The organism is Streptomyces phaeochromogenes (assembly GCF_001418655.1).
GTDB lineage: Bacteria > Actinomycetota > Actinomycetes > Streptomycetales > Streptomycetaceae > Streptomyces > Streptomyces phaeochromogenes.
The window spans coordinates 1-8,142 of sequence record NZ_LIQZ01000053.1; the positions used below are offsets into that span (position 1 = coordinate 1).

At 72.1% G+C, this 8,142-nt stretch carries 8 protein-coding genes; 4 read left to right on the forward strand and 4 right to left on the reverse strand.

Going from position 1 to position 8,142, the window contains the following annotated elements:
• The first annotated feature begins 50 nt into the window (after positions 1 to 50).
• Positions 51 to 533, forward strand: a complete 483-nt coding sequence (locus AOK17_RS07480) for a MarR family winged helix-turn-helix transcriptional regulator (RefSeq protein WP_079052850.1) — start codon at positions 51 to 53, stop codon at positions 531 to 533.
• A gap of 72 nt (positions 534 to 605) precedes the next feature.
• Here AOK17_RS07480 and AOK17_RS07485 read toward each other — a convergent pair whose 3' ends face one another.
• On the reverse strand, positions 606 to 1,370 hold the full coding sequence (locus AOK17_RS07485; protein ID WP_055611536.1) for a VOC family protein: 765 nt from the start codon (positions 1,368 to 1,370) through the stop codon (positions 606 to 608).
• 197 nt (positions 1,371 to 1,567) lie between these two features.
• Here AOK17_RS07485 and AOK17_RS07490 point away from each other — a divergent pair, with 197 nt between their 5' ends.
• A complete protein-coding gene (locus tag AOK17_RS07490; RefSeq protein ID WP_055611537.1) occupies positions 1,568 to 2,473 on the forward strand; it encodes a hypothetical protein in 906 nt (301 codons plus the stop codon).
• 18 nt (positions 2,474 to 2,491) lie between these two features.
• Here AOK17_RS07490 and AOK17_RS07495 read toward each other — a convergent pair whose 3' ends face one another.
• Positions 2,492 to 3,556 carry a LacI family DNA-binding transcriptional regulator gene (locus AOK17_RS07495; RefSeq protein WP_055611538.1) on the reverse strand — a complete coding sequence of 355 codons (1,065 nt, stop codon included), beginning with the start codon at positions 3,554 to 3,556 and terminating at the stop codon, positions 2,492 to 2,494.
• A gap of 108 nt (positions 3,557 to 3,664) precedes the next feature.
• Between AOK17_RS07495 and AOK17_RS07500 the strand changes: the two genes are divergently transcribed.
• Positions 3,665 to 5,122, forward strand: coding sequence for a glycoside hydrolase family 10 protein (locus tag AOK17_RS07500; RefSeq protein ID WP_055611539.1), 1,458 nt, complete (start codon positions 3,665 to 3,667; stop codon positions 5,120 to 5,122).
• Positions 5,123 to 5,188: 66 nt separating this feature from the next.
• On the opposite strand, the gene AOK17_RS07505 is transcribed toward AOK17_RS07500, so the two are convergent.
• Complete coding sequence (locus AOK17_RS07505; RefSeq protein ID WP_055611540.1) at positions 5,189 to 6,265, reverse strand: Ppx/GppA family phosphatase; 1,077 nt, start codon at positions 6,263 to 6,265, stop codon at positions 5,189 to 5,191.
• A 93-nt stretch (positions 6,266 to 6,358) separates the two neighbouring features.
• Between AOK17_RS07505 and AOK17_RS07510 the strand changes: the two genes are divergently transcribed.
• Positions 6,359 to 6,721, forward strand: a complete 363-nt coding sequence (locus tag AOK17_RS07510; RefSeq protein ID WP_055611541.1) for a DUF6479 family protein — start codon at positions 6,359 to 6,361, stop codon at positions 6,719 to 6,721.
• A gap of 94 nt (positions 6,722 to 6,815) precedes the next feature.
• Here the strand turns inward: AOK17_RS07510 and AOK17_RS07515 are convergent, their stop codons facing one another.
• On the reverse strand, positions 6,816 to 7,793 hold the full coding sequence (locus AOK17_RS07515; RefSeq protein ID WP_079052849.1) for an SMP-30/gluconolactonase/LRE family protein: 978 nt from the start codon (positions 7,791 to 7,793) through the stop codon (positions 6,816 to 6,818).
• Between the last annotated feature and the right edge of the window lie 349 nt (positions 7,794 to 8,142).

Sequence of the window (8,142 nt, forward strand, 5' to 3'; positions counted from 1 at the left end):
TCCATGGAGGGGCGGCCGGGAGGACGGTCGCGGGAGACACCCTCGCCGCGGTGGTACGGCAGTGGCAGACGGTCCACCCCGGCCTCGACACCGGTCCCATGGAGATCATCGGCCGCATCAACCGCTGTGCCGCGCTCCTCCAGCAGGCCGAGGACGCGCCTCTGCGACACGCCGGACTCACCCGCCCCGAGTTCGACCTCCTCGGCGCCCTGCGCCGCACCGGCCTGGAACTGACCCCCGGCGAGCTGGCCCGCGAGACCTTCTCCTCCGGCGCCGCCGTCACCAAGCGGCTCAAGCAGCTGACGGAGCGCGGCCTGGTCGAGCGCCGGGGCGACACCCGCGACCGACGCGTCGCCCATGTGCGCCTCACCGACGCCGGACGCGACCTGGTCGACTCCATCCTGCCCGAGCAGCTCTCGTACGAGACCGCGGTCCTGTCCGGGGTCGACGGCGCCGAGCAGCGGGAACTCGCCGCGCTGCTGGGCGAGTTGCTGGTCCAGCTGGAGGGCCGGCTGCGCACCCCGCGCGGCTGACGCCCACCGCAGACAGCGTCGAGCCCCGATCGCTTCCGGCGCCCGCCGGTTCGCCGACCCTCGTCCGGCTCCCTAGCCCTCGTCGGCCGCCCGGTAGATCCCGAAGACCGCGCCCTGCGGGTCCCGGAGCACCGCGATGCGCGGGCCCTCGGGGACCGACGTGGGTTCCATGAGGACGCCGCCGTCCGCCTGCGTACTCGCCTCGGCGGTGGCCTCGACGTCCTCGACGGCGAAGTACGGCAGCCAGTGCGAGGGCACCTCGTGGGGGAACTTGTCGCCCATCTCCACCATGCCGCCGAAGTCGGCGCCGGCGATGCCCCACTGTGTGTAGTGCTCCGAGGCGTTGACGGTCCAGCCGAACACCGTCGTGTAGAAGGCGGTGACCAGACCGGGGGTACGCGTCATGAGCTCCACCCAGCCGAGCGCGCCGGGGGCGTTGAACAGCCCGGCGCCGGCGAAGGAGCGCGCCTGCCAGAGCTGGAACACCGCGCCGCCCGGGTCGGCCACCACCGCGAAACGCCCCAGGTCGAAGACGTCCATCGGCTCCAGGACGACCGAGCCGCCCGCGTCCCGTACCGCCCGTACGGTCGTGTCCACGTCGGGCACCGCGAACGACACGTTCCAGGCGACCGGCTGCGACTCCTGGAACAGCGGGGTCAGGGCGGCCACCGCCGCGTCGCCGAGGTGCGCGAGCGTGTAGCCGCCCGCCTCCGCGCGAGGGTCCGTCTCCGGGCGCCAGCCGAAGACATCGGCGTAGAACCGCTTGGCCGCCTCCAGGTCACTGGTCCCCAGCTCGGTCCAGCAGGGCCCGCCGGGTACCGGCTTGTCCAGTTTCATGGCCGACCTTCCTTCCGGCTTTCCGACTTCGAGCACGTCAGGAGCGCGACGGGCTCCTCCTCGCACGCTAGTCCCGGCCACGGACCCCGGCGAGCCGACGGAAAACCACATGGCGGCGACACCCGGTGAGGCGTACTCTCGCCCGCGTACCGCACCTCATGGCGGCCTCCTCATGTACCCGATCCGGAGGTCTCCGCATGCCCGCGCTCACGGTGCGCCCCTTCCACCGCGACGACCGCGACCAGCTCACCGAACTCGTCAACGCGCACGTAGCCGCTGTCGTCCCCGGTGTCTCCGTCTCCGTGAACACCGTGCTCAGCGGTATGACACGGCAGCCGGACGAGTTCATCACCGACCCGTGGGTGGCCGAGCGGATCACGCTCGTCGCCGAGCAGCGCCGGTACGTGGTGGCCGGTGCGCATCTCCTGCGCTACCGCGCCGACACCGAGGTCGGTGAGAGCTTCCGGGACGCCGGCGCGATCGACTGGTTCGTCTGCCATCCGCCCGCCTCCTTCTGGCCGGACTCCGACCAGGCCTCCGATCTGCTGATGGCGGCCTGTCTGGCCCAGCTGGCCCGCTGGAACGTCCGCCTCCGCTACGCCGACGGATCCCTGCCCGCGCCCGTCGTCTACGGACTGCCACGGCCCTGGCCGCACATCCGCGCCGCCTACGAACGGGCCGGGTTCCGGCACACGGGCGACACCGAGGTCATCCTGATCGCCGACGTGGCCGATCTGCCGTCGTTCACACCCCTGCCGGGAGTCTCCGTCGACCGCACGCTCGGCGAGTGCGGCACCCGCTTCACGGCCCACGCCGACGGGCGCGTACTCGGCTTCATCGAGATCGACACCGCCCTGGACCGCCCCGAACGTCACGCACGCAGCGGCGGCCTCGCCGACATAGGCAACCTCCACATCGAGCACCGGGTGGAAGGCCTGGAGAACTGGCTCCTCGCCCAGGCCGCCCACTGGCTGCGGCTCTCAGGGGTGCGGAGGCTCTTCGCGTACGAGGCCGTCGGCGCCGTGGAAGCGATCAGCAGGCTGACCGGCGCCGGGTTCCGCGAGCTGACGCGCACGGACCGCGGGTGGGAGCACCTTCCGTAGGACACCCTCAGGGCACCCTCACACGCCGGCGCCGCGCCGCCCGGCCGGCACCGGTGCCGTGCTCGACCGCACGACGAGTTCGGTGGCCAACTCCACCCGGGGCGAGTCGAGTTCCTCGCCCCGGGTGAGTTTCAGGACCGTACGGACCGCGAGTTTGCCCATCTCGGCGAGGGGCTGGCGGACCGTGGTGAGCGGAGGAGCCGACCAGCGGACTTCCGGAAGGTCGTCGAAACCGACGACGCTGATGTCCTCCGGGACGCGAAGGCCCCGCCGCCGCAGTGCCTCGACCGCGCCCATCGCCATCTGGTCGCTCGCGGCGAAGAGCGCCGTGGGCGGTTCGGCGAGGTCGAGCAGGGCGTTGCAGCCCGTGAAGCCGGACTCCTGGTAGAAGTCGCCGGGCACGATCAGCGACACGTCGACGGCGATCCCGGCACGGTCCAGGGCCGCGCGGTAGCCGTCGAGGCGGGCCCGGGAGCAGAGCAGCCGGGGCGGACCCGCGACGAACCCGATCCTGCGATGGCCGAGCCGCAGCAGGTGCTCGGTGGCGGCCATCCCGCCCGCCCAGTTCGTCGCCCCGACCGTCGGCACGTCCAGCGCGGGCGAGCCCGCCGGGTCGATCACCACGAGGGGCACGCCGAGGCGGCGCAGTTCCTCGTGCAGCACCGGTTCCAGGACGGACGTGACCAGGACGACGCCGTCCGAGGCGCGCGCCCGCAGGTTCGTCATCCACTGGCGCGCGTCGCCCGAGCGGTTGTGGATCGCCGAGACGACCGTGCCGATGCCCGCGGCGTGCGCGACCTCCTCCACACCGCGGATGATCTCCACGGCCCAGGGGCTGTCGAGGTCGTTGAAGACCAGGTCGAGCAGCGCGGCGCGGGTGCGGCGGGAGGTAGTGGCCGTCCGTCTGCGGTAGCCGTGCCGGTACAGCAGGTCCTCGACCCGGGCCCGGGTTCCGGGCGCCACGTCCGACCGGCCGTTGACCACTCGCGACACGGTCGGTACGGAGACACCGGCCTCCCGGGCGATCTCCGTGATGGTGACCTTGCCCCGACGCTCCTCACGGTCGGCGTGCCCCTCGGTCAACTGCCCCACCTCCGTTGACGGTTACCCCGCACGCCTCTACCGTTCCGGACGCACTCTCGGAACTTTGCAGAAGTCTTCCGGAAATTCTGGAAGAGACGTGAAGCCATCATGAGAGGGACGTCCATGAAGCTCCAGAGCTTACGCAGAGCCGCGTCGGTGACCCTGGCCGCGGCGTCGCTCGTCATCGGGGGAGCCGTCTCCGGCCGCACGGCCGACGGGTCGGGGCACACCGACGGTTCAGGACAGGCCAACGGCTCGGACCAACGGGCCGCCGCCGCACCCGTGTTGAGGGACCTCGCCGCCGCCAAGGGCATCTACTACGGGACGGCCGTCACGGCCTCCAAGCTGACCGGCACGTACGGCACGATCGTCGGCGAGCAGTTCGACTCGATCACGCCGGGCAACGAGATGAAATGGGGCTCGGTCGAACCGACCCGCGGCAGCTTCAACTGGTCGGGCGCCGACGCCGTCGTGAACTACGCCGAGGCGCACGCCCAGAAGGTCCGCGGCCACACCCTGGTCTGGCACAGCCAGCTGCCGAACTGGGTCAGCAACGGCAGCTGGACCGCGGACACCCTGCGCACCGTCATGACCGACCACATCGCCACCGAGGCGGGCCGCTACCAGGGCCGCATCGACCACTGGGACGTGGTCAACGAGCCGTTCAACGAGGACGGCACCCGCCGCCAGTCGGTCTTCCAGACGGCGATCGGCGACTCGTACATCGCCGACGCGCTGCGGGCGGCCCGCGCCGCCGACCCGGCCGCGAAGCTGTACGTCAACGACTACAACGTCGAGGGCGTCAACGCGAAGAGCACCGCCCTCTACAACCTGGTCAAGTCCCTCAAGGAGCAGGGCGTCCCGATCGACGGCGTAGGACTGCAGGCCCATCTGATCCTCGGCCAGGTACCGTCGACCCTGCAGGCCAACATCCAGCGCTTCGCCGACCTCGGCGTGGACGTCGCGATCACCGAGCTCGACATCCGCACGACGGTCCCGCCGACCACTGCCCAACTCGCCCAGCAGAAGGCCGAGTACAAGGCCGTCACCGCCGCCTGCGTCGCCGTGTCGCGCTGCGAGGGCGTCACCGTCTGGGGCTTCACCGACTCCGACTCGTGGATCCCCGACGTGTTCCCCGGCTACGGCGCGGCGACCCCGTACGACGAGAACTTCCAGCCGAAGCCCGCCTATTACGGCATCGCCGAGGCGCTGGGCTGGACCGACGGCGGCACGAATCCGCCGGCGGGCGCCTGCGCGGTCACGTACACCGTGCAGAGCCAGTGGAACACCGGCTTCACCGCGCAGGTGACCATCAGGAACACGAGCACCGCCGCCGTCAACGGCTGGACCCTGGCGTGGAGTTGGCCCGCCGGGCAGAGCGTGACGCAGGCCTGGAACGCCACCGTCACCCAGTCCGGCTCCGCGGTCTCCGCGGCCAACGCCGGCTACAACGCGGCGATCGCGCCCGGCGCGTCGGTCACCTTCGGCTTCAACGGCTCCTGGTCCGGCGGCAACACCGCACCCACCGCCTTCACCCTCAACGGAACGGCCTGCACGGTGTCCTAGGACGCGGGGTGCCGAGTTCTTGCGGCCACCCGGGTGCCGGCGGGACCTGCCCGCCGGCACCCCTCGTCAGGTGAACTGCCCTGACCGGCTGGGAAGTTGAGCGGACGACGCGGTGGCGGACACCGTGGCGCTCACGTCCGCTCCTCCGACGGGGCGGAGTACCCGCGGCGGTACGGCCTCCTGGTCGCGGAGGCTGGGGGCCGTACCGTCCCACCAGTCGGCGTTGCCGTCCTCGATACAGCGCAGCAGGACCCCCTCGCGCAGTGCCCAGGGGCAGAGGACCATCTCGTCGATGCCCATCAGCTTCATCGTGGTGTGCGCGACGATCGCCCCGGCCAGGGACTGACCGGCCCGCGCGGGAGAGATGCCCGGCAGGAGGGCGCGATCGGCGGCGGGCAGCACCGACAGCCGCTCGACGGCCACGCGGAGGTCGGTACGGGTGATGCCGCGCGGGGTGAAGGGCCCCGACCGCCCCGGGGCCGCGCCGCACAGCCGGCCCAGCTGCTGGAGCGTGCGCGAGGTGGCGACCGTCGTACGGGGCGCCTCCCAGCGGATACGGGCCGCGACGTCACGCAGCTGGTGGCGTACGTGCCGACGCAGCAGCTTGGCCCGGCGGGGCGACGGCGGGTCCTGGCCGCGGAAGAACTCGCGGGTCAGCCGGCTGGCCCCCAGCGGCAGCGAGATCGCGAAGTCCGGCAGCTTGCTCCGGCCGAACGCCACCTCCAGCGTGCCGCCCCCGATGTCCAGCATGGCCAGCGGCCCCGCGCGCCAGCCCATCCAGCGCCGCGCCGCGAGGAAGGTCAGCTCCGCCTCGACCTCGCCGGGCAGGACATGCAGCGGTACTCCCGCCTCCGCGGTGACCCGATCCAGGATCTCGGGGCGGTTCGGGGCGTCCCGCACGATCGCCGTGGCGAAGGCGAAGGGCTGGGTCACCCCCCACCGCCTGCCCTCCACCCGGGCCTCCGCCACCGCCTCCACCAGCCGGTTCACCTGTTCCTCCGGCAGATGGCCACCCCGCTCGACATGGTCGGAGAGCCTCAGCCGACGCTTGGCCGTGTGCACGGGAAGCGGAACGGCTCCGTCCGTCTCCGCGATGACGAGTCTTACCGTGTTCGAGCCGACGTCCAGTACACCCATACGCATCCCCTCTCCGTACCCTTGGCGGCCCTCGGCACACCGCCGCGGGAACACCAGTGGGGCCCTGCTTGAGCCGTTATGGGTGGGTACTATGCCTTTATGGACACCTTCGGCAGGGAGATAGCCATCCCCCACGAAGTCGTGGCCGGTTCGGCACCCTTCGTGGTGGGACTTCTGATCACGGCGATGCTGGTCGTCGCGGTGTGGTGGGGGATGCGGGTGCGCGCCCGTGAACCCGGCCCGCCGCGCCCCGAGGATCACCCCCATCTGCCCGAGGGCGGGGCAGTCCACGAGGTCAGCGAGATGCGCGAGCCCGACGAGATGCCGCACAACGGCACGGTCCTCACCCCGCACGAGCTGCACGGCAACGTGTCCTCGCGCCGCGCCAAGGACCAGACACGACCGATCTGGGGCCGCAACAGCAGCGGCGGCTTCGGCAGCGGCGGGCTCGGCCACCACTGAGCGGTTCGGCCACCGCTGAGAGGTTCGGGCGCCACCCAGGGGCTCGGGCCCCAGACGTATGGGCACCGAGGAGTCGGGGTCCGTTCCAGTGCCCTCACACGGGCCCCGGCAGCTCGCACACGACGATCCCCTTCTCCAGCAGGCTGCCCAGGATCAGCATGCCGTCGTGCTCGTACACGCCGGTCACCATCCGGTAGCCCGCCCCGCGGCGCCTGAGGTCGTGGCGGATGCGACCGCCCGGGCCGATGCCCAGCACGCGGGCGACCGGGCGAGGGCGGATCGGCAGGGGCCGGGCCGCTCGCCGGGCCGCCCGTCGTACGCCCGCGGGCGCCCGGCGCAGCCAGTCCAGGGGCAGCTGCCGCGGGCCGGCCAGGGCGACCCACACCATGCCGTCCGTGCCACGGGAGAGGTTGCCCGGGAAACCGGGGAGGTTCTCGACCAGGGTGTCGCGCTGTCCGGTCCGCGGCCCGGTCAGCCACAGCCGGGTGAGGCGGTACGCGCCGGTCTCGGCCACGGCGACCCAGGACTCGTCCTCGGCCAGCACGACTCCGTTCGCGAAGTCGAGGTCGTCCAGCAGGACCTCGGGCTCGCCACCGCCGGGCGGGAGCCGCAGCAGTCGTCCTGTCGCCGTCCGCTCCATCAGGTCACCGAGCCACTCCTGAAGCCCGAAACGCCTGCTGGAGGCCGTGAAGTACACCGTGCCGTCCGCCGCCGCGGCCACGCTGCTGCAGAACCGCAGCGGCTCACCCGCCACCCGGTCGACCAGAACCTCGACGTCGGCCTCCGGCGTGACCCGCAGCAGCCCGCGCTCCGCGTCGCACACCAACAGCCGCCCGTCCGGCAGGACTTCGAGCCCCAGCGGACGCCCGCCCGTCCGGGCGATCTGCTCCACACGGGCGGGACCGCGCGGCCGGACACGGAGGATGCGGCCGTCGGCCACGCCCGTGATCACCCGGCCTTCACGGTCGACGACGACATCCTCGGGACCCGTGCCACCGAGGGGAATCGGACGAAGGGGCGGCAGGACGCCGGGCCCCGCGGTGCGGGCTGTCACGGAGAGTCGCGGTGTCATGAGGAGCGTTCTGCCCGTATGAGGCGCCGCAATTCCTCAGCGCGTCCATGCGCCCTCGCCCGTGCGCCCCAACGACCACCGGATCAAGCGCTCGCCGCAGCTGTTGCCAGAGTCTGGCCAGGGGTGGCTCCCCTCGCGGCGCCGCCCGGCGGAGGCGCGTTTCGGCTATGCCCGACCGGCCACTCGGAACACGTGAGGTACACATGGGGCACATCGGGCACGCGGTGGCGACCGAGCCGGCCGGTCCCCGTGACCTCGTACGACTCATGAGGTGCCTCTGGGCGGACGACCGAAGGGACGATCATGGCCATCGCCACGTACACCCTCGTAGCCCTGGACTGCCCGGACC